This is a genomic window from Collinsella sp. AM18-10 (assembly GCF_003471585.1).
In the GTDB taxonomy this organism is placed as follows: Bacteria; Actinomycetota; Coriobacteriia; order Coriobacteriales; family Coriobacteriaceae; genus Collinsella.
In genome coordinates this window covers 172,107-192,926 of the sequence record NZ_QRJO01000002.1, presented here as the reverse complement: position 1 = coordinate 192,926, position 20,820 = coordinate 172,107, and the positions used below count along the sequence as shown (strand labels likewise).

16 protein-coding genes and 4 tRNA genes are annotated in these 20,820 nt (G+C 59.0%); all 20 read left to right on the top strand.

The annotated features are described in order from the left end of the window. The first annotated feature begins 1 nt into the window (after window position 1). The 20 genes from DW211_RS02925 to DW211_RS02830 all read left to right on the top strand — a co-directional run bounded on the left by DW211_RS02925 (window position 2) and on the right by DW211_RS02830 (window position 20,748). Window positions 2-688: an N-acetylmannosamine-6-phosphate 2-epimerase gene (locus tag DW211_RS02925; RefSeq protein ID WP_118259100.1), complete on the top strand. Its 687-nt coding sequence runs from the start codon at window positions 2-4 to the stop codon at window positions 686-688. A 101-nt stretch (window positions 689-789) separates the two neighbouring features. Then, entirely contained in the window at window positions 790-1,710 is a 921-nt protein-coding gene (gene rapZ / locus DW211_RS02920) for an RNase adapter RapZ (protein ID WP_022094878.1), read from the top strand. 6 nt (window positions 1,711-1,716) lie between these two features. Then, window positions 1,717-2,646 (top strand): DNA-binding protein WhiA, encoded by a 930-nt coding sequence (gene whiA, locus DW211_RS02915; RefSeq protein WP_118259098.1) that lies wholly within the window; start codon window positions 1,717-1,719, stop codon window positions 2,644-2,646. A 193-nt stretch (window positions 2,647-2,839) separates the two neighbouring features. Beyond that, the gene (gene gap / locus DW211_RS02910) at window positions 2,840-3,865 is read left to right on the top strand and encodes a type I glyceraldehyde-3-phosphate dehydrogenase (RefSeq protein WP_099431436.1); all 1,026 of its coding nucleotides are present in this window, start codon (window positions 2,840-2,842) and stop codon (window positions 3,863-3,865) included. Window positions 3,866-4,005: 140 nt separating this feature from the next. Then, window positions 4,006-5,196 (top strand): phosphoglycerate kinase, encoded by a 1,191-nt coding sequence (pgk, locus tag DW211_RS02905; RefSeq protein WP_117564871.1) that lies wholly within the window; start codon window positions 4,006-4,008, stop codon window positions 5,194-5,196. Beyond that, entirely contained in the window at window positions 5,189-5,956 is a 768-nt protein-coding gene (gene tpiA / locus DW211_RS02900; RefSeq protein WP_022094882.1) for a triose-phosphate isomerase, read from the top strand. The genes pgk and tpiA overlap by 8 nt, the downstream gene beginning before the upstream one ends. A gap of 5 nt (window positions 5,957-5,961) precedes the next feature. Beyond that, window positions 5,962-7,515 (top strand): 2,3-bisphosphoglycerate-independent phosphoglycerate mutase, encoded by a 1,554-nt coding sequence (gpmI, locus tag DW211_RS02895; protein ID WP_117803873.1) that lies wholly within the window; start codon window positions 5,962-5,964, stop codon window positions 7,513-7,515. A gap of 163 nt (window positions 7,516-7,678) precedes the next feature. Further along, the gene (gene secG / locus DW211_RS02890) at window positions 7,679-7,933 is read left to right on the top strand and encodes a preprotein translocase subunit SecG (protein ID WP_006236144.1); all 255 of its coding nucleotides are present in this window, start codon (window positions 7,679-7,681) and stop codon (window positions 7,931-7,933) included. A gap of 290 nt (window positions 7,934-8,223) precedes the next feature. Further along, window positions 8,224-9,900, top strand: a complete 1,677-nt coding sequence (locus DW211_RS02885) for an ABC transporter substrate-binding protein (RefSeq protein ID WP_118259097.1) — start codon at window positions 8,224-8,226, stop codon at window positions 9,898-9,900. Window positions 9,901-10,057: 157 nt separating this feature from the next. Further along, entirely contained in the window at window positions 10,058-11,095 is a 1,038-nt protein-coding gene (locus DW211_RS02880; RefSeq protein WP_118259095.1) for an ABC transporter permease, read from the top strand. 14 nt (window positions 11,096-11,109) lie between these two features. Then, entirely contained in the window at window positions 11,110-12,045 is a 936-nt protein-coding gene (locus DW211_RS02875; RefSeq protein WP_118259094.1) for an ABC transporter permease, read from the top strand. A 2-nt stretch (window positions 12,046-12,047) separates the two neighbouring features. After that, entirely contained in the window at window positions 12,048-13,139 is a 1,092-nt protein-coding gene (locus DW211_RS02870) for an ABC transporter ATP-binding protein (protein WP_117766059.1), read from the top strand. Then, window positions 13,140-14,168 carry an ABC transporter ATP-binding protein gene (locus DW211_RS02865; protein ID WP_006236139.1) on the top strand — a complete coding sequence of 343 codons (1,029 nt, stop codon included), beginning with the start codon at window positions 13,140-13,142 and terminating at the stop codon, window positions 14,166-14,168. A 594-nt stretch (window positions 14,169-14,762) separates the two neighbouring features. Continuing rightward, window positions 14,763-14,852, top strand: a tRNA-Leu gene (locus DW211_RS02860). Between the two features lie 59 nt (window positions 14,853-14,911). Then, window positions 14,912-17,257: a GAF domain-containing SpoIIE family protein phosphatase gene (locus tag DW211_RS02855; protein ID WP_118259092.1), complete on the top strand. Its 2,346-nt coding sequence runs from the start codon at window positions 14,912-14,914 to the stop codon at window positions 17,255-17,257. Window positions 17,258-17,338: 81 nt separating this feature from the next. Beyond that, the gene (locus DW211_RS02850) at window positions 17,339-18,085 is read left to right on the top strand and encodes an anti-sigma factor antagonist (RefSeq protein WP_117735800.1); all 747 of its coding nucleotides are present in this window, start codon (window positions 17,339-17,341) and stop codon (window positions 18,083-18,085) included. Between the two features lie 105 nt (window positions 18,086-18,190). Next, window positions 18,191-18,266: transfer RNA gene (locus tag DW211_RS02845), tRNA-Gly, on the top strand. A gap of 34 nt (window positions 18,267-18,300) precedes the next feature. Beyond that, window positions 18,301-18,374: transfer RNA gene (locus DW211_RS02840), tRNA-Cys, on the top strand. 42 nt (window positions 18,375-18,416) lie between these two features. Beyond that, window positions 18,417-18,492, top strand: a tRNA-Gly gene (locus tag DW211_RS02835). A 522-nt stretch (window positions 18,493-19,014) separates the two neighbouring features. Then, the gene (locus DW211_RS02830) at window positions 19,015-20,748 is read left to right on the top strand and encodes a glycoside hydrolase family 13 protein (RefSeq protein ID WP_233504098.1); all 1,734 of its coding nucleotides are present in this window, start codon (window positions 19,015-19,017) and stop codon (window positions 20,746-20,748) included. Window positions 20,749-20,820: the final 72 nt, after the last annotated feature.

The following is a 20,820-nucleotide window of genomic DNA, read 5'->3' as shown; positions in this document are numbered from 1 at the left end:
CATGACCGTTGATCCTTTGATCCAGTCCCTGAAGGGCAAGCTCGTCGTGAGCGTTCAGGCGTATATGGGCGAGCCGCTTCGTACGCCCGAGACCATGGCTCAAATGTCTCGCGCTTGCGAGCTTGGCGGCGCCGCCGCCATTCGCTGTCAGGGCCTTGCCGACATTGCCGCTATTAAGGGTCGCTGTGAGGTTCCCGTCATCGGCCTGTGGAAGGATGGACACGAGGGCGTTTACATCACGCCGACGCTGCGTCACGCTCGCGCCTGCGTTGCTGCCGGTGCCGATATCGTGGCGATCGACGCCACCGATCGTCCGCGCCCCGATGGCAAGACGGTCGAGGATATCTTCCGCCCGCTGCACGAGGAGGGTGTGCTCCTGATGGCGGATTGTGCCACCATCGAGGACATTCGCCGTGCGGTTGATATGGGCTTCGACCTTGTATCCACCACGCTTTCTCATGGTGTCGCCGCCATCGACTGCACCATGGCCGATGGCCCCGATCTGCCGCTCCTGCGTCAGGCGACCGAGGAATTTCCCGGTCTTCCCATCATCTGCGAGGGCCGCGTTCACACGCCCGAGGAGGCTCGCGCCGCGATCGATGCGGGCGCCTGGGCCGTTGTCGTCGGCACCGCCATCACGCACCCCACGAGTATTACGAGTTGGTTCAAGGCTGCGCTTGAGGCGTAAGACAGGCCTCGTATCCGCTCGGGGCGGTATACTCAATATAGGCAATTGACCGCGCGGGATCCGGGTTGCTGGGTCCCGCGCTTGTTTTCGGGAGGCAACACATGCAAAAGGGAGATGCCATGGATGCGGCGGAGCGCTCGGAGCGCATCCCCGATATCGTCATCATCACCGGAATGTCCGGATCGGGCCGCACACAGGCCATGCACGTGTTCGAGGACATGGGCTATTTTTGCATTGATAACCTACCTCCGCGTCTCATCGCCCAGCTTGCCGAGCTCGTCGGCATCAATACGGGCGTGGGCAGGCATCTCGCCGTCACCTGCGATTTGCGTAGCCAGGGACTGTTTGACGAGTTGCTCGATGCGGTCGCCGCGCTCGAAGAGCGCGAGATGAGCTGCGACATCGTGTTCCTGGAGGCTTCTGACGAGGTGCTGATTCGTCGCTACAGCGAAAATCGCCGCCGTCATCCCATTGCCAAGCCGGGGGAGACTACGGCCGATGCCATTCAGCGCGAGCGCCTTCAGCTGCAGGGCGTGCGCGATCGAGCCGATATGATTATCGACACGAGCCGCCTGCGCACCTCTGCCCTGCGCAACAAATTGCGCATGGCGTTCTCCGAGTTGTCCGACCAGCAGCTCATGGACGTTCACGTGTTCTCGTTTGGCTTTAAGCACGGTATGCCCGTCGAGGCGGACATTATGATCGACGTTCGCTTCCTGCCCAATCCGTTTTACGATCCCGAGATGCGTACCATGACCGGTCTCGATAAGAAAGTCTCCGACTTTGTTCTGGACCATCCCAAGACCCAGGAGTTCTGGAAGGCCTGGACGCAGCTGCTCGATACGGTGATGCCGGGCTATATCGCGGAGGGTAAGCCGCAGCTTTCTATCGCCATCGGCTGCACGGGCGGACAGCACCGTAGCGTCGCCATTGCCGAGGCCACGGCCCGTTACCTGGAAGGCGCCCAGTATCACGTGAGCATCTCCCACCGCGACCTGTCGCGCGCCAACACGAAGGCATAGGCCTGCATGTCGTTTACCGCTGAGGTGCGCGACGAGCTTGCGCGCTGCGAACCCGAATGTGAATACTGCGATTTGTCGACGCTTGCCGCCCTGACGCGTGTGAGCGGTACGCTTTCGTTGGCCGGCTCCGGGCGGTATCGTTTGACGGTCGCGACCGAGACGGGCGCCGTCGCGCGCACGATGATCACGCTGACGCATCGCATCCTTAAGCTCAAAACGGAATTCACCGTTCGTAAATCGGTCTTGCATAAGGTCCGTAACTATCTCATTACCCTGCCCGATCAACCCGACCTGGACAAGGCTCTGGTGCTGCTGGGCATTCTAGACCGCAGGGGAGGGCTCGTTGCTGGTGTTCCCCGACACATCGTTGCCCGTCCCTGCTGCAGGCTTGCCTACATCCGCGGCGCGCTCATCGCGGGCGGCTTCGTGGCCGATCCACGCGGCGATTTTCATTTGGAGATCGCGGTGCAGGGCGAGCAATATGCCAAGGGGCTTTGCGACCTGTTGGGGCAGATTGGGGTCCATACTCGTGTTAATGCGCGGCGGGGGTCATATGCCGTGTACATTAAGAGCGCCGAGGAAATCGAGCATTTATTAAAGCTGATTGGTGCCAAGCGCAGCGTTGCCGAGATTGAGGAGGCGCGCGCGGTCAAGTTGGTTAAGAACGATGTGAACCGTCGCGTGAACGCCGAGCTCGCCAACCAGACCAGAAGCGCCGGTGCTGCCCAACATCAGCTTGCGCTTATCGATGAGCTCGAGCAGCGCGGCCTTCGCGATGCGCTTCCGGATGCCTTGGCGGTCTTTTGCGACCTGCGCGAGCGCTATCCCGATCTGTCGCTGCGTGATTTAGGGGAGATGGCTGACCCTCCCTTGTCGAAGTCGGCCCTCTACCATCGAGTTTTGAGGCTTGAAAAGCTCATTGAAGCAAACAGGTAGTTTATAGTATCGACTTATATACGGATTTAGCTGCTATTTTATTCTTTAAAACGTTTTAACGTAAATTTGATTTTCAATTTCGAGCATTCTCGTGAAATTCAAGTCAAAAAAAAGGTATATTAGGCGAGTGGTTAGTTTGTGGGCCTCAACGGCGGGCGCTGTAGCTTGCGGGGGCCTTACGAAAGGAGACACAATGGCAGTAAAGGTTGCTATTAACGGCTTCGGTCGCATCGGTCGTCTGGCTTTCCGTCAGATGTTCGGTCATGAGGGCTCCGAGATCGTCGCTATCAACGACCTCACCTCTCCCGATATGCTCGCTTACCTGCTGAAGTACGACTCCACGCAGGGCAACTACGCTCGCGATCACGAGGTCGTTGCTGGCGAGGATTCCATCACCGTTGACGGCAAGGAGATCAAGATCTACAAGGAGGCCGACGCCAACAACCTGCCTTGGGGCGACCTCGACGTCGACGTCGTTCTCGAGTGCACCGGCTTCTACACCAGCAAGGCTAAGGCTCAGGCCCACATCAACGCTGGCGCCAAGAAGGTCGTCATCTCCGCTCCGGCCGGCAGCGATCTGCCCACCATCGTGTACAACGTCAACCACGAGACGCTGACCGCTGAGGACAACATCATCTCCGCTGCTTCCTGCACCACCAACTGCCTCGCCCCGATGGCCAAGGGTCTGAACGACTTCGCTCCCATCGTGTCCGGCATCATGACCACCATTCACGCCTGGACCGGCGACCAGATGCCGCTCGACGGCCCGCAGCGCAAGGGCAACAAGCGTCGTAGCCGCGCCTGCGCCGTCAACATCGTCCCCAACACCACCGGTGCTGCCAAGGCTATCGGCCTGGTTCTCCCCGAGCTCAACGGTAAGCTCATCGGTGCCGCCCAGCGCGTCCCGACGCCGACCGGCTCCATCACTAACCTCTACGCTGTCGTTGACAAGAAGGTCACCGTCGACGAGGTCAACGCCGCTATGAAGGCCTACGCTTCCACCATCTCCGAGACCTTCGGTTACAACGAGGACGACATCGTCTCCACCGACATCATCGGCGAGACCCACGGCTCCATCTTCGACGCCACTCAGACCATGTGCTCTGACCTCGGCAACGGCCAGACCCTCGTTCAGGTCACCTCTTGGTACGACAACGAGAACTCCTACACCTCTCAGATGGTCCGCACCATCAAGTACTTCGAGAAGTTCGTTGCTTAATTTAGCTTTTAGCGAATAGCTCGTTGAGCGTCTAAAGAAGGGCGCGGCCTCATAGGGCTTACACCCTAGGGTCGCGCCCTTTTTATAGGAAATCGTCTGCCGTAATGGGAGGCAGACACGTACGAAAGGTAGAAGCAAACATGGCCTTTACCAAGAAGACCGTCCGCGACATCGATGTCGACGGCAAGCGCGTTCTCGTCCGCGTTGACTTCAACGTGCCTATCAAGGATGGCGTCGTTGGCGATACCACCCGCATCAAGGCTGCCCTGCCCACCATCAACTACCTCGTTGAGCACAACGCTCGCGTCATCCTCATGAGCCACCTCGGCCGTCCCGATGGCACCGGCTTCCAGCCCGAGCTCTCCCTTGAGCCTGTCGCCAAGAAGCTCGCTGAGCTCTCTGGTCTCGATGTTGCCTTTGTCGCCGACACCTACGGCGAGAAGGCTGCTGAGGCTGTTGCCGCCGTCGAGCCGGGCAAGGTCCTCGTTCTCGAGAACGTCCGTTTTGACAAGCGTGAGAAGAAGAACGATCCCGAGATCGCCAAGAAGCTCGCTTCCTATGGTGACGTCTTCGTTCTCGATGCCTTCGGCACCGCTCACCGCGCCCAGGGTTCCGTCGTGGGCCCCGCCGCTTACCTGCCTGCCGTCGCCGGCTTCCTGCTCGAGAAGGAGGTCGACACGCTGACCGGCATCTTCGCCGAGCCCGAGCGCCCCTTCGTCGCTATCGTCGGCGGTTCCAAGGTTTCCTCCAAGATCGGCGTTCTCGATCACCTCATCGACTCCGCTGATACCCTGATCATCGGTGGCGGCATGGCCTACACCTTCTTCCTGGCTCAGGGTCTGACCGTCGGTCAGTCCCTCAAGGAAGAGGACTGGGTCGAGCGCGCCGGCGAGATGCTCAAGAAGGCCGAGGAGAAGGGCGTCAAGATCCTGCTCCCCATCGACAACCGCGTTGCCGATCACTTTGGCGAGGACGCTGTCCCCGAGGTTGTCGCTTCCGACGCTATCCCCGACGATCGTGAGGGCATGGACATCGGCCCCAAGACCGAGGAGCTCTACGCCGAGGCCGTCAAGGGCGCCAAGACCGTGTTCTGGAACGGCCCCATGGGCGTCTTCGAGTTCGACAACTTCGCTCACGGCACCCAGGCTATCGCCGAGGCCGTCGCCGAGGCCGACTGCACCTCGATCATCGGCGGTGGTGACTCTGTCGCGGCTGTCAACAAGTTCAACCTGGCCGACAAGATGAGCTGGATCTCCACCGGTGGTGGCGCTTCCATGGAGCTCGTCGAGGGTAAGGCCCTGCCCGGAGTGGAGGCGCTTCTCGATGCCTAATCGCACCCTTCTTATCGCTGGTAACTGGAAGATGAACAACGACGTCGCCGAGGCCGCCAAGCTCGCCGACGAGCTGGCTCAGGCTCTGCCCGAGGTTCCGGCTGGCGTCGAGGTGCTCGTCTGCCCTCCGACCATTGACATCACCACGGTTCATGACCGCATTCAGGCTGCCCCCATCGCCCTCGGTGCACAGAACGTGTACTGGGAGGCCAAGGGTGCCTTCACCGGTGAGTCCTCTTGCGACATGCTCAAGTCCGCTGGCTGCACCTACTGCATCATCGGTCACTCCGAGCGTCGCGACTACTTCCACGAGACCGACGAGGATCAGAACAAGAAGGCCAAGGCCCTCGTTGCCGCCGGTCTTGTTCCCGTCTTCTGCTGCGGCGAGTCCCTCGAGGTCCGCGAGGCTGGCACCTATGTCGAGCACGTCGTGAACCAGGTCAAGGCTGGCCTTGCCGGTCTTGAGATCACCTGCCCCAAGCAGGTCGTCGTCGCCTACGAGCCCATCTGGGCCATCGGCACCGGCAAGACCGCTACCGCCGAGGACGCTCAGGAGGTCTGCGGCGCTATCCGTGAGACCCTCAAGGAGATGTTTGGCGAGGAGCTCGCTAACGGCATCCGCGTTCTCTATGGTGGCTCTGCCAAGCCCGGCAACATCGCCGAGCTCGTCGCCAAGCCTGACGTTGACGGCGCCCTCGTGGGCGGCGCTTCGCTCAAGGCTGCCGACTTCGCCTCTATGGTCGTCAAGGCAGGCGAGTAGGACATATGGCACAGCGTCATCTTCCTGCACTCCTGATCATCATGGATGGCTGCGGCCTTGCTCCGGCCGATGGCGAGAACGCCGTCGCCGCTGCCAAGACGCCCTTCCTTGATAGCCTGTACGCTCAGTATCCCCACACCACGCTCGGTGCTTCGGGCGAGGACGTGGGCCTTCCCGACGGTCAGATGGGCAACTCCGAGGTAGGCCACCTCAACATCGGTGCCGGCCGCATCGTGTTCCAGGAGCTTTCGCGCATCAACAATGCCATCAAGGACGGCTCCATCGCCAAGAACGAGGTTTTCGTCAAGGCTATGGACGACGTCAAGGCTGACGGCAAGACCCTGCACCTCATGGGCCTTATGAGCCCTGGCGGTGTTCATTCTCACATGAACCACGTCGAGGCTCTGGTCAAGATGGCTGCCGAGCACGGCGTCAAGACCGTTCGCGTCCACGCCTTCATGGATGGCCGCGACGTTGACCCGCAGTCCGGCGCCGGCTACATGAGCGAGTTCTGCGCCTTCCTGGCTAAGATTTCCGAGGAGACCGGTTGCGACGCTCGCGTCGCCACCGTTTCGGGCCGCTATTGGGCCATGGACCGCGACAACCGTTGGGAGCGCATCCAGCGTGCCTACGATGTCATGGTCAACGCATCCGATGCCGATACCGACCCCGTGGCCGGTATCAAGGCCTACTACGAGAAGGATCCGCGCGGCGATGAGTTCGTCGAGCCCTTCGCTGCCCACAATGAGGGCATCCACGAGGGCGACGCGGCCATCTTCTTCAACTTCCGTCCCGACCGCGCTCGTCAGATGACCCGCGTGTTCACGGACAAGGAGTTCGACGGCTTTGAGCGCGAACAGATCAAGCTTTCGCACTTTGTGACGATGACCGAGTACGATCCGACGTTTGACGTCGAGGTCGCCTTCCCCAAGACGTTCCCCGAGAACGTTCTGGCCGACGTTATCGCTGCCAATGGCCTGAAGCAGCTGCACACCGCCGAGACCGAGAAGTACGCCCACGTGACGTTCTTCCTCAACGGCGGCATCGAGGAGCCCAAGGAGGGCGAGGAGCGCGTGCTCGTCGCTTCCCCTAAGGTTGCTACCTACGATCTGCAGCCCGAGATGAGCGCTCCCGAGGTTACCGAGAAGCTCGTCGCCGCAATCAACGAGGATCGCGCTGATTTCTACATCGTGAACTTCGCGAACTGCGACATGGTTGGTCACACCGGTGTCTTCGACGCCGCCGTTAAGGCCGTCGAGGCTGTTGACGATGCTCTGTCCAAGGTTGTCCCGGCGATTCTCGCCAAGGGCGGCTTTGCGCTGATTACCGCCGACCATGGCAACGCCGACCACATGTTTGACGTCGCTTCCGACGGTTCCAAGCATCCGTTTACGGCTCACACCACCAACCGTGTGCCGTTCATCATCGTTGATGAGAAGGCCCAGCTCACCGGTATCGAGGACGGCCGTCTTTCCGATATCGCTCCGACCATGCTCACCATGGCTGGTATTGAGCCTTCCGCCGAGATGACGGGTCGCGTGCTCGCCACCGAGGCCTAAGAGAAAACTCCAAGCGTTTTCATGCGAGGGGGTTGCCCATATTCGGGCAACCCCCTTTTGGTATTTCTGCCATTTCTACCCCGTCCCTAAATGGCAGGTGGGGGAGTGTTGGAGGTTGTGGTACAGTACTGGAGTTTGAATTGTTCTATTAAGGAGCTTATCTATGGGTCCGTTCCAGATTCTTCTGTTTGTCGTTTGGGCTGTCTCTGCCGTGGCGCTGACGATTCTCGTCCTGATGCACTCCGGTAAGGGTACCGGCGTTTCGGATATGATTGCCAGCTCGCTGTATAACTCCAGCTCTGCCACGGGCGTTATGGAGCAGAACCTCGATCGCCTGACGGTAATTATGGCCGTCGTTTTTGCCGTGTGTGTCGTTCTGTGCATGTTCTTCTTCCCGCAGGGCATCGTCGGCTACTAAGCATCGGCGTATATACGTTTGTAAAGGGTCCCGCATGTGCGGGGCCCTTTTTGTTTACAGACTTGTAATAGAATCAAAATATCCCCACATACTTCGCCTAACTAAAGAAATTCTCGACCGTTAACCGGAATCAGCGCCAAATTGTGCATAAAATGCGCTACTGTATTGCAAAACGTTGGCCCGCATTGCATAACCAGCCATAACGGCGGACCGCGTTTGAATGGTTCGAATGGGCTGTCTCGACGTTGCCCGGCCGAATTCACTTTGTCCTATCTCATAAGGAGGATGGCATGGCTGATTCTATGTTCCACCAGCCCGTTATGGGTCGTCGCGCCTTTGTTGGCGGCACCCTCGCTGCGAGCTCCATGGCTTTTCTTGCCGCGTGCGGCAAGAAGGGCGGCGACGCTTCCGGATCTGACTCCGGTTCGACGCTGAACTTCTACATCAACAACCCGGTCTGCATCGACCCCTACAACGTCCAGGAGGATCAGGGCACTCAGGTCGAGTACCAGCTCTTCGACGCTCTGACGGAGTACGACCCCGAGAAGGGCGAGATCGTTCCGCTGGCTTGCGAGTCCTTCGAGGCTAACGACGACGCCACCGAGTTCACCTTCAAGATCAAGAAGGCTAAGTTCCACAACGGTGACGACGTTACCTCCAAGTCCTTCAAGCTCGGTTGGGAGCGTCTAGTCAACACCAAGTCGGCCATCGCCACCGAGTATGGTCCTTCCGAGGTCTCCTATCACCTTTCCATGGTTGAGGGCTATGACGATCTGCTTGCCGGCAACGCTACCGAGCTCAGCGGTGTTACTTGCCCCGACGATGAGACCCTCGTCGTCAAGCTGTCTTCCGCTTACGCCGACTTCCCCTTCGTCGCCTCTCACCCGGCTCTGTCCCCGGTTCCCGAGTGCGCCGAGTCCGATGTTAAGAGCTTCTACCTTGCCCCGGTCGGTAACGGCCCGTTCATGATGGACGGTAAGTGGGAGGATGGCCAGGAGATCAACCTCAAGAAGTTCGATGATTACTATGGCGACAAGGCCAAGATCGACGCCATCCACTTCCAGGTCATCAAGGACATGGAGACCGCTTACAAGGAGTTCCAGGCCGGTAACCTCGATGTCTGCGACGTTCCCGTTGCTCAGATCGACGCCGCAAAGAAGGACCGTGGCGAGTCCAAGGACGGCTACACCATGGGTGACGGCGAGCATATGCTGCTCGGTGCCGAGCCTTCCACGTACTATCTGACCTGCAACACCACGGCCGAGCCGTTCAATAACGCCGACCTGCGCAGGGGCATCTCCCTGGCCATCAACCGTGAGGCCATCTGCAAGACCATCTTCAAGGGTACCCGTACCCCCGCCGACGGTATTGTTCCTCCGGGAATCGCCGGCTACAAGGAGGGCGCATGGGAGTTCTGCGCCTATGACGTCGACAAGGCTAACGAGTACCTCGACAAGGTCGCTCCCGCTGGCGCTAACGGCGATCGTGGCATTAGCGTGACCCTTTCCTACAACCAGGACGGTGGCCACAAGGAGATCATGGAGTCCATCATCGGCGACCTCGCCAAGGTGGGCGTCACCGCCGTCTCCGATACTCCCGAGTGGTCTGCCCTGCTCGAGCAGTATCAGAACTTCAACTATCAGTTCGGCCGTCTGGGCTGGATCGCCGATTACCCGATCATGGACAACTTCCTGTACCCTCTGTTCCACTCCGACTCCCTCGGTGGCGACAACCGCTCCGGTTACAACAACCCCGAGTTCGATGCCAAGGTCGACGAGGCCCGCACCACGGTTGATGACGAGGAGCGCATCGCCAAGATGCGGGAGGCCGACGCCATGGTCGCTGCTGACTGCCCGGTTATCCCGGTGATGTTCTACACGCACACCATCGCTGGCTCTGACCGCGTCAAGCATCTCTATGTTGATCCGCAGAAGCACGCCGATCTGGGTACCGCCGAGCTCGCCTAAGGGTTTTGCAGCTTCCGTGAGGGTCAAGTATTTACGTAGACCTCATGGGAAACATACAGTTCTCCCTAACCTGGGGTAAACTGGCTGATGGTAATTTTGGGATGCCGGTCTGGCGATCGGCATCCCATTTAGGTTAATCCCTAGATAGGGGAGTGGTATGGGTAAGTACATCGTTAAACGTGTGCTTCAGTTCATCCCGGTATTTTTGGGCGTTACGCTGATTCTGTTCGCCCTCCAGAATATCGTGCCGGGAGACCCGATCAAGCTGATCGGTGGAGACAAGGCTCTGTCCCCCGAGGTGGAGCTTCAGCTTCGCGTGCGCTATCACCTGGTCCAGTCGGACGAGGACGGCAACGCGATCCTTGACGAGAACGGCGATCCCGTTCAAACGTCGCTCGTGGACCGTTATTTGTATTACATGAACGGTCTGCTTCATGGCGATCTGGGCAATTCGTACCAGCGCAAGCTGCCGGTTACGGAAATCTTTGCCCAGAAGTATCCGTATACGGTCAAACTTGCCGCGTGCGCTATCGTGCTCGAGGCAATCATGGGTATCGGTGCGGGTATTATTTCGGCGGTCAAGCGTTATTCCTTCTGGGATATTTTGGTAACGCTGACCACGTCGATCCTCGTTGCCGTCCCGGCTTTCTGGCTCGGTATGCTGCTGCAGCTGTTCTTCGGCGTCATCCTTAAGGATGCCACCGGCGGCGCATTCTCCATGCCGATCTCGGGTGCCGGCGGTGCCAGCTCCCAGTATCAGGATTGGATGCACTACGTGCTTCCGACCATTACGCTGGCTTCGGTTTCGACCGCCTATGCTGCCCGCATCATGCGCTCGCAGCTGCTCGACGTCATGAACCAGGATTACATCCGCACGGCAAAGGCCAAGGGTCTCTCCAATCGCGCGATCATCGTCAAGCATGCGCTTAAGAATGCACTCATCCCCGTCGTTACCTATATTGGTGTCGACTTCGGCGGCATGCTTTCGGGCGCCATCCTGACCGAGACGGTCTTTAACTGGCCCGGCATCGGCTTCGAGGTCTACCGCGCCATCAGCATGCGCGACTGGCCCATCGTTATGGGCGGCGTTACGCTCATTGTTGTCGTCGTTATGGTGATCAACCTGCTCGTCGACATTAGCTATGCATTCCTCGACCCGCGCATCCGCCTTGGCGGTCCGTCGGATAAGGCCTAAGGGAGGTACGTCTCATGCAGGAAACTGATTCTCAGTCTCAGGAGCAGGCTACCGCCACCAAGGCCGCATCTGCTCCCGCCAAGTCCCGCACGCTGTGGGGCGACGCTTTTAAGCGTCTTCGTAAGAACAAGCTCGCCGTTATCGGTGTCTGCTGGATCATCATCGTTGTTGTGGTCGCCCTGACCGCCGATCTGTGGGCTAAGCCCTGGCTCGGCTCTCCTACGGCTTCCGACTCGACCACCATGGCCGAGACTTCTCTGCTGGCTCCGTGTGCCGAGCATCCGTTTGGCACCGACTCTCTTGGTCGTGACATTCTCGTCCGTGTTATCTACGGTGCACGCGTTTCGCTTTCCGTCGGTATTATGGCCACCGCCATCTCCACGGTGATCGGTCTGGTCATGGGCGCCCTCGCCGGTTTCTATGGCGGCATCTGGGATACGATCATCATGCGCTGTGCGGACATCTTCCTGGCGTTCCCGTACGTGCTGTTCGTTGTTGCCATGATTGCCGTTATCGGTCGTGGTCTTCAGAATGTCTTTATCGCCATCGGCATTCTCGGCTGGCCTTCGATTGCGCGCGTCTTCCGATCCGCGATCCTAACGGTCAAAGAGAACGACTATGTTGACGCTGCGCGCGCGATGGGCGCATCCGATGCTCGTATCGTCGTGCGTCACATCTTCCCGAACTCCGTCGCCTCCATCGTGGTCTACGCGACCATGAACATTGGTGGTGCCATTTTGACCGAGTCCGCTCTGTCCTTCCTCGGCATGGGCGTTATTCCGCCTACGCCTTCGTGGGGCTCCATGATTCAGGACGGTCAGCAGTATCTTCTGACTGCTCCCTGGATGATGATCATGCCCGGTTTGGCAATTCTCTCGACGGTGCTCGCCTTCACCCTGCTGGGTGACGGTCTGCGCGACGCCCTCGACGTCAAGATGAAGGACGCATAAGGATGAAGAAGAACAAGAACTATGTGGACCTGAAGGACCAGCCGGTTCCCGAGGGCCAGCATCTGCTCGAGGTCGATGACCTTAAGATGTATTTCCACACCGAGGATGGCGTCGTTCGCGCTGTCGATGGCGTGTCCTACACGCTCGATCGCGGTGAGACCCTGGGTGTCGTCGGTGAGTCCGGCTCTGGTAAGTCCGTGACCGCCATGACCATCATGGGCCTTATCTCGATGCCTCCGGGAAAGATTGAGGGCGGTGACGTTCGCTATCGCGGTCGTTCCATCCTCGAGATGACCGAGGAAGAGATGCAACACATTCGCGGTAACGACATCGCGATGATCTTCCAGGATCCTATGACCTCCTTGAACCCGGTCTATAAGATCGGCAAGCAGGTGGGCGAGGGTCTTCGTCTGCACCGTGGCTACTCCAAGCAGGAGGCGCTCAAGCGCGCCACCGAGCTTTTGGACCTCGTGGGTATCCCCGAGCCCGAGAAGCGCGTCAATGAGTATCCGCACCAGTTCTCCGGCGGTATGCGTCAGCGCGTCATGATTGCCATGGCGCTTGCCTGCGATCCCGATATCCTGATTGCCGACGAGCCCACGACGGCTCTGGACGTTACCATTCAGGCTCAGATTATCGAGCTCATGCAGGAGATGCAGCAGAAGAACGGCAACGCCATTATCATGATTACCCATGACTTGGGCGTCGTCGCCGATATGGCCGATAAGATCATGGTTATGTACGCCGGCCGTCCCGTCGAGTTCGGTACAGCTGAGGAAATCTTCTACGAGAGCCGCCATCCCTACACCTGGGGTCTTATTCGTTCCATTCCGGAGCAGGCCATCGAGGAGAAGAAGCCGCTGACGCCGATTCACGGCAACCCGCCTTCGCTCATGAACCTGCCCGAGGGCTGCGTCTTCTCTCCTCGCTGCCCCTATGCGACGGACAAGTGCCGCAAGCAGCGCCCCGAGCGCGTTGTCACCGAGTCCGGCCACTATTCTGCGTGCCATTATTCCGGTGACCCCGAGTTCCTCAAGAACGCGCCTGAGACGTCCCGCACGCGCAAGGATTCCAAGAAGGGAGGCGAGGCGTAAATGGCAGACAATAACGAGCGCACTCCGCTGCTGAAGGTCGAGCACCTTTCTAAGGAGTTCCCCGCAGAGTCCGGCATGTTCGCCAAGCGTTTTTCCAAGCGCGTCGTCTCTGCTGTAAACGACATCTCGTTTGAGATTTATCCTGGTGAGACCTTTGGTCTGGTTGGTGAGTCTGGTTGCGGTAAGTCCACGACGGGCCGCACCATCATGCGCCTGACCAAGCCGACGGCAGGCAAAGTGTTCTTCCAGGGCAAAGACGTTGCCGAGATGAGCAAGCACGAGATCAAGGATATGCGTCGCGAGATGCAGTTCATCTTCCAGGACCCCTATGCTTCGCTCAACCCTCGTATGACCATCGGCGAAATTGTTTCTGAGCCCATGACCATTCATGGCGTGGGTACAAAGGAAGAGCGTATCGAGCGCGTCCGCGAGCTGCTGGACGTCGTCGGTCTGAACCCCGAGCACATCAACCGCTATCCGCACGAGTTCTCGGGCGGCCAGCGCCAGCGTGTCGGCATTGCCCGCGCCTTTGCGCTCAAGCCCAAGCTGATTATCTGCGATGAGCCCGTCTCTGCGCTTGACGTATCCATTCAGGCCCAGGTTCTGAACCTTCTTAAGGAGCTCCAGGACAAGTTCGGTACGGCTTATCTCTTCATTGCTCACGACCTCTCTGTCGTGCAGCACATTTCTGATCGCGTTGCCGTTATGTATCTGGGCAAGATGGTCGAGGTTTCGGACTGGAAGACGCTCTACAGTGAGCCGCACCACCCGTACACGCAGTCGCTGCTGTCTGCCGTGCCGGTGCCCGATCCGGATATCCAGAAGACCCGCAAGCGCATCATTCTCGCTGGCGATCCGCCGTCGCCGCTGGATCCGCCGACCGGTTGCCGTTTCCACACGCGCTGCCCGATCGCGCAGGGCATCTGCTCCGAGAAGCTTCCCGAGTTTAAGGAAGTCGCACCGGGTCACTGCTGCGCCTGCCACTTCGCCGAGCCGTTCCCGATCAAGGAATCGCACATCGACCTGTAGTCGGTTGTTATCGTTCGGGCCCGTGCTGGACTTAGTTTTCAGAACGTCCTCGACCATGGAAACCCCCTTATCCTGCTCCTTCGGAGCTGCGGATAAGGGGGTTTCCTGGTCTGCGGAATGTTCTGAAAACTAAGTCCAGCACGGGCCCTGTGTTACCGCTGCAGGGGGGGCGATTCCTTGATCGCTCACTTAATCTAATAGGAAATTGAGCGAGGCCGGAGCTTTGGCTCCGGCCTTCCCATATAAGGGCTCGGCAAAGCCGAGCCACTAAATTCTTATCAGCCCCAGAACATATTTGAGAACTGTGCCCGGAGTACATACTCCTAGGGCCGGAATGAGGTTGCTTTCCAACGCATTCCGCAGGGGGCGGCATTATTTTGTAGCGCGAAGCGCGAATCAAAATAATGCCGCATGCCCGAGGACGCGTTGGAAAGCAACCTCATTCCGACCCGAACAGGTCCGTCTACCAGCGCATTTACAAATTCGTAAACTTTTTTTAAAAAGTGCTTGCACAGTTCTCGAATCATAGGTTATCATCTTCTTCGTTGAACGCGCGGGTCGAACAAAACGAACTGCGAATCAACAACATAGCATGTCGGAGTGGCGGAATTGGCAGACGCGCTAGCTTGAGGTGCTAGTGACCGCTTTTTGGTCATGCGGGTTCAAGTCCCGCCTCCGACACCATCGCATTTGAGAAGCCTCTTCGGAGGCTTTTTTGTTACCGATAGACGGTGGGGTCCACGATGGAAACGCTTGAACGCAACGAGTGGGCAGACGTTGCCCAACTAGTCGAGATCACGAGCGATGCTGTCATCATCTGCGAGCTCGACGGAACCATTCTGCATGTGAATAATCGCTTACTTGGTTTGATGTGCGAGGAACGCGCCGACGTCATCGGTGGAGATGTTAAAGACGTCCTGTACTCGTCCGCTTTTGAACGTGCGACGGAACATCGTTTGCCATTTGAAACTGATGGCTCCGAGAGCGAACTGATGCTCAAGCTGAGCGATGGCTCCTTTATTCCCGTATTGGTTCGCGCAGGCTCCGTAACGCCTCCACGTATCTTTGGGCGCCGCGCGCCACGTGTCCTGGTGGCGCTTCACAGTATTGAGGAACAGTATTCTCACGACCGGCAACTCAAGCGTGCGTTATCGGAGCTTAGAGTGGCGAACAAGCGTCTCTCTGGCACGCTCTCGGTCATTATGAGCACTGTGGGCTCCGATGAGTTACCCAGCCTGCTTGATACCGTTTTGAACCAGCTTGTAGGAACGCTCGATGCTTCGGGTGCTGCTATCTATTTTTCTGAGAGCGGCGGCTTTAAGCTCCGCGGTGTTTCCAAGGAGCTGCTCGACAGCTACCTGCCCGAGTTTTTGCCGTATGGCGCTGGCATTCCGACGTATGTTCTTCGCGAGTCGCGTGCCTGTCGCTTGTCGATTCAACAGGACCTTGAGGGCGATAAGGCCGCCTCCGGTATGTTCATGGACCTGGATAATCGTTCTAAGCACCTGTTGCGCATGCAGGATATGCCTCCGTACCGCAGTGAAATCTGTCTTCCCGTTTTTTACGGTACGCAGATCCTCGGCGTGCTGGAAGTTGGTTGGAAACGCCCCCAGGCACCGCTCGCTTATGATGTTAATGTACTTGAGGTCATTTGCGATTACCTGTCTATCCAGCTGGTCGGCATGGCATCGAGCCTTCGCTCCCGTCGCACGGCCGAGCTTGGCCGCTCGCTCAATGTCTTGCGGGATGAGTTGTTTACCTTTCTAGACGATTCCGCCGCGGCTACCCAGGCGGTATCGTCCGAGATCTGCAATATGCTCAACTGCCATTTTTGTCCTGTTGAGTATGACGCCAGTCTGGACTCCTACGTCATAGATTTTGAAGGCGGCAGTCGCGTTGTTTTGCCGGACGATCCCGAGAAGCTATTCTTTTCCACGACGGCGCCGGCGGCACGTCTGGGGGCTGGCCCTGATGGCTTTGAGGCATCTGTTTTGGGCGGCACGAGTGCCGAGGACCTTAAACACGTCCGTATAACTCGCGTTGACGAATCGATGCCTATGGGAGGCTGGCTTAGGGCGCATGGTCTGCCTTGTCAAGGTCTCTACGTCGACTCCGGCATCGAGGCGGGGCGCCCGCGCTCTGAGGGTGATGGCAAACACAGTAACGACGCGATTGTTCCTGCTTCTGTTGCGAAGGGGCCGACGACGCGCGCGCTGCTGCTTCGTGATGGTAGCCAAGAGCCGATTGATGACCTCGAATATGACTACTTGGTGCACTTGGCGCATGACTTTGAACTGATCTACGAAGGCGAATCTCAAAAGCGCGAGGAGCGCCATATCGCTCAGACCCTTCAGATTGGCATGAGAAATTCCCTGGGGGATGTTCCGGGAATCGCCGCCGATTCGGTGTACCTGTCGGCCACGAACTCGGCGTTGGTCGGCGGCGATTTCTATACGCTCATCCGTCTTCCCGACGACTGCGCCGTCATGATTCTGGGTGATGTGTCTGGCAAAGGCATTGAGGCCGCATCGATGTCCGCGCTCGTCAAGACGGCCCTGACGGCATATGCTTGGGAGGGCGCTGGACCGGCCCGCATGGCACGCTCCCTTAACAGCATGCTCATGGGCTTCTCGAGGGTCGAGACGTTCGTGACGGCCTTTATCGCCAAGATTGACCTTAAAACCGGACGCGCAACGTATTGTTCGGCGGGCCATCCTCCGACCATGGTCATCAGGCCAGAGTCGATGCCGCTGGGTGGCGGCGAGGCCCGTGGGGGAGAGGTCGAGCTGCTTGGATGCCAATCGGGCGTAATCGGTGCATTTGAGAGCATGGTTTACGAGACGGGCGTGTTTACGTTCGCTCCTGGCGACATGCTCTTCATGTATACGGATGGAACGATTGAGGCCCGCGACCGCACCGGAGCGTTCTTTGGCGAGCAGCGCCTTCGTGATCTTCTGCTCTCTGTCTCGGGTGAGGGCGTATCGGGAATCTGCGGCAAGGTCTTGGGCGAGCTCGACCGATTTACCGAATCGGCGCTGGACGATGACATCGCATTAGTGTCTCTTGAGTTTTTGCGGGGCCGGTCCTAAACAGCGACGCTGGGCGCGCCGAATCCGCACGGTTGCGGAAAGGCATGCATCGAACAAGCTCTTTTGGGGAACCATGGTCGTATGAATGAGTGGAATGACATAGCGGTTTTGACGCCACCAGGCGATATCGACATCGCCACGGTGCCTGCGCTGCGTCGGCGGTTGGATGCTTTGATTGGCCGCGGCGTGCGTCGTGTCGTCATCAACTGTCAGGCTGTTAGCTTTATCGATTCGACGGGCTTGGCATTCCTGCTTACGCGCGCTCGTGAGCTCATGAGGCGAGAAGGCCTGCTTTCGCTCGTCAATGCATCAGGTGAAGTTGTTCGCTTTTTGGAGATTGCTCGTCTTGTCGATATCCTTCATGTCGCGGGGCCGGCACGGGAGCCTATTCCCGCCATTCCGGTGGGGGAGCTGCCTCGCTGGAGTAAGAGCGTCGAGGTCCGTCAGGGTATCGAGAATCTTCCATACTACCGACATCGCATCGCCGAACTCCTTGAATCGCTTCCGTTGCGCCGTGACGAGCGCTACGATGTCGCATTGGCGTCGGGGGAGGCACTGGGTAATGCCTATGACCATGCGGGCGGTATCGGGTGCGTCCTGACGGTTCAGGCCTATGGCGATCGCGTTGTGGTTGAGGTGCTTGATCGAGGTGCTGGCTATTCTATCGATGAAACGAGCGAGCCGGTCGCATCCGAGGAACGCGGCCGCGGTATCAAGCTTATGCGTATGCTCGTCGATAACGTGGAGGTTGCTCGTCGTACGGACGGCGCTGGCACGCGCGTGCAGATGGTGAAGCTGTTTAGCGGAGCACTGGAATCGTGTGCCTAGCCAATCGCTTTAGCGCGTTTAGCTACTAAGAACATGCGGCAGACAAGTTTTTTGAAAAAAGTACTTGCGTCTTTTGGACAACTCGCGTAAATTAATAACCCGCAAGCGGACATGGCTCAGTTGGTAGAGCACAACCTTGCCAAGGTTGGGGTCGCGGGTTCGAGCCCCGTTGTCCGCTCCATTGCATTTCCGGACCGTTTAGGCGGTCCTTTTTCGGCGAAGTGGCCAAGTGGTAAGGCAGAGGCCTGCAAAGCCTTTACCCCCGGTTCGAATCCGGGCTTCGCCTCCAAGCAACATCCGGGCGCTCCGGCGCCCGTTTTGTTTTACATATGCGGACATGGCTCAGTTGGTAGAGCACAACCTTGCCAAGGTTGGGGTCGCGGGTTCGAGCCCCGTTGTCCGCTCCAAACGCAACAGCCCGACTACTACGGTAGCCGGGCTTTTTCGTACCCATCGTATGGGCTCGAACCCGAGAGGGAGCGAGCGTTAAGCAAACGCGGAGCGTTTGTAGCGAGCTGGCGAGGACGCCGACAGGCGACCGAAGCCGGTGCGGATCCGCGAAGCGGATACGCAGACGCCCCGTTGTCCGCTCCAACTATCTTACGCGGTTCTAACGAACCGCGTTTTTTGTTGACGCTGCGCGAGCCCCGGGCACCCCATCTTGCCCCTCAATCGTCGGTCGCGTACATAAAGTACGCTTCCCTCCTCTTTCGCGGCAACTTGGGGCACCCGGAGCCCGCTCGCTGTCGTGGCCGGAGGAGTGGGCCTTCCGTTCTTTTCACTGATCGATCGATTCGTCCCAGGAGACTCGAACCCGAGAGGGAGCGAGCGTTTGGGGCGTGGCTGTGGCGTTGTTTGCCGCGAATGTCCGCTTTGGGCGTATCATCGTGGGCATCTCGCATAACCTCGTTGCAAGGGAGATACGCCCCATGGCTACAGAAAAGTCTTCTTCGCGCTCATGGATGTCCGACGCCGCGATCTATCAGATCTACCCGCGCTCGTTTAAGGATTCGACTGGTTCGGGTCTGGGCGATATCGCGGGCATTACCCAGCAGATGGACTATCTTGAGCAGCTGGGCATCGAGGCTATCTGGCTGAGCCCGTTTTACCCATCGCCTCTTGTCGATGGCGGCTATGATGTGGCGGACTACTGCGATGTCGACCCACGTCTCGGCTCGCTTGATGACTTCGATGACATGATCGCTGCGGCTCATGCGCGCGACATCAAGGTCATCGTCGACATCGTGCCCAACCATTCATCTAACCAGCATCCTTGGTTCAAAGCCGCTCTTGCCGCCGGCCCCGGATCGCCCGAGCGCACCCGTTATATCTTCCGCGATGGTCGCGGCGAGCATGGCGAGCTGCCTCCCACCAATTGGAATGCCAACTTTGGCGGCCCCGCCTGGACGCGTGTCGCGGACGGTCAGTGGTATCTGCACATGTTTACGCCCGAGCAGCCGGACTTTGACTGGTCGTGCCCCGAGGTTCATGCGTTCTTTTGCGACGTCCTGGCGTTTTGGAGCGATCGAGGCGTCGATGGCTTTCGCATTGATGTGGCGCACGGTCTCGCCAAGGATCTCGACCGCGATGACCTCGACCGGTGGCATCTCGCCGAGGGCGATGACATGGTTGAGGACGGCACCCATCCGCTGTGGGACCGCAACGAGGTCCACGAGATCTATCGCGAGTGGCGCCGCGTGTTCGACCGCTATGATCCGCCACGCAGCGCCGTTGCCGAGGCGTGGGTGCTGCCCGATCGCCAGTATCTCTACGCGCGTCCCAGCGAGCTTGGCCAGACATTCAACTTTGAGTTTGCCAAGGCCACTTGGACCTATGATGACATGCACGCTGCAATCGAGGAGGGCTTGAAGGCAGCTATAGAATCCGATTCCGCCTCGACCTGGGTGCTCTCCAACCACGACGTGCCGCGCGTGGCGACACGCTATGCCCTGCCGCAGATCAAGGCGACGCGCTACCACCAGATTGCGCTCGACTGGCTCTTACGCGACGGGTCGTCTTATGACGAGGAACGTGAACTCGGCGAGCGCCGCGCGCGGGCGGCCCTTTTGCTCGAGCTGGCGCTTCCGGGCTCGGCATACGTGTATCAGGGTGAGGAGCTCGGCCTTTTTGAGGTGGCTGACATTCCGTGGGCTGTACTCGAAGATCCTACTGCGACCAATACGCACGGACCGAAGCGCGAGAAGGGGCGCGACGGCTGCCGTGTCCCCCTGCCGTGGGTGGCGGCGGACGATCCCGCGCAGGGCGGATCGTTTGGGTTTTCACCGGCGGACGCCGATGCGGCGCCCCATCTGCCGCAGCCTGCATGGTTTTCCGATTACGCTGCCGATAGGGAAGAAGCGGACCCGACATCGATGCTTGCGCTCTATCGTGACGCCCTCTGGCTGCGGCGCAAGCTGCGCGGGTGCGCCAACGATCTCGCGTGGCTCGATCTTGACGGGCGCACCGGCCTTGCGGATGGTGCCGAGGGCGCTGAGGGCGGCGTCATCGCCTATCGCCGCGACAACGGCTGGGCGTGTGTGACGAACTTCGGTGCAGCGCCCGTGGAGCTGCCGGCGGGCAGGGTCCTGCTCACCTCATCACCGCTCGCAGACGGCAGGCTCGTGCAGGACAGCTCTGCCTGGATCATGCTCGCTGAGTTGTAGGGGCCTCTTGCGGCGAGTTTGCGTTTGCCTGCGCCTTCCGTGGTGTCTGATGCCTTCATGAGGCTCGCGAGG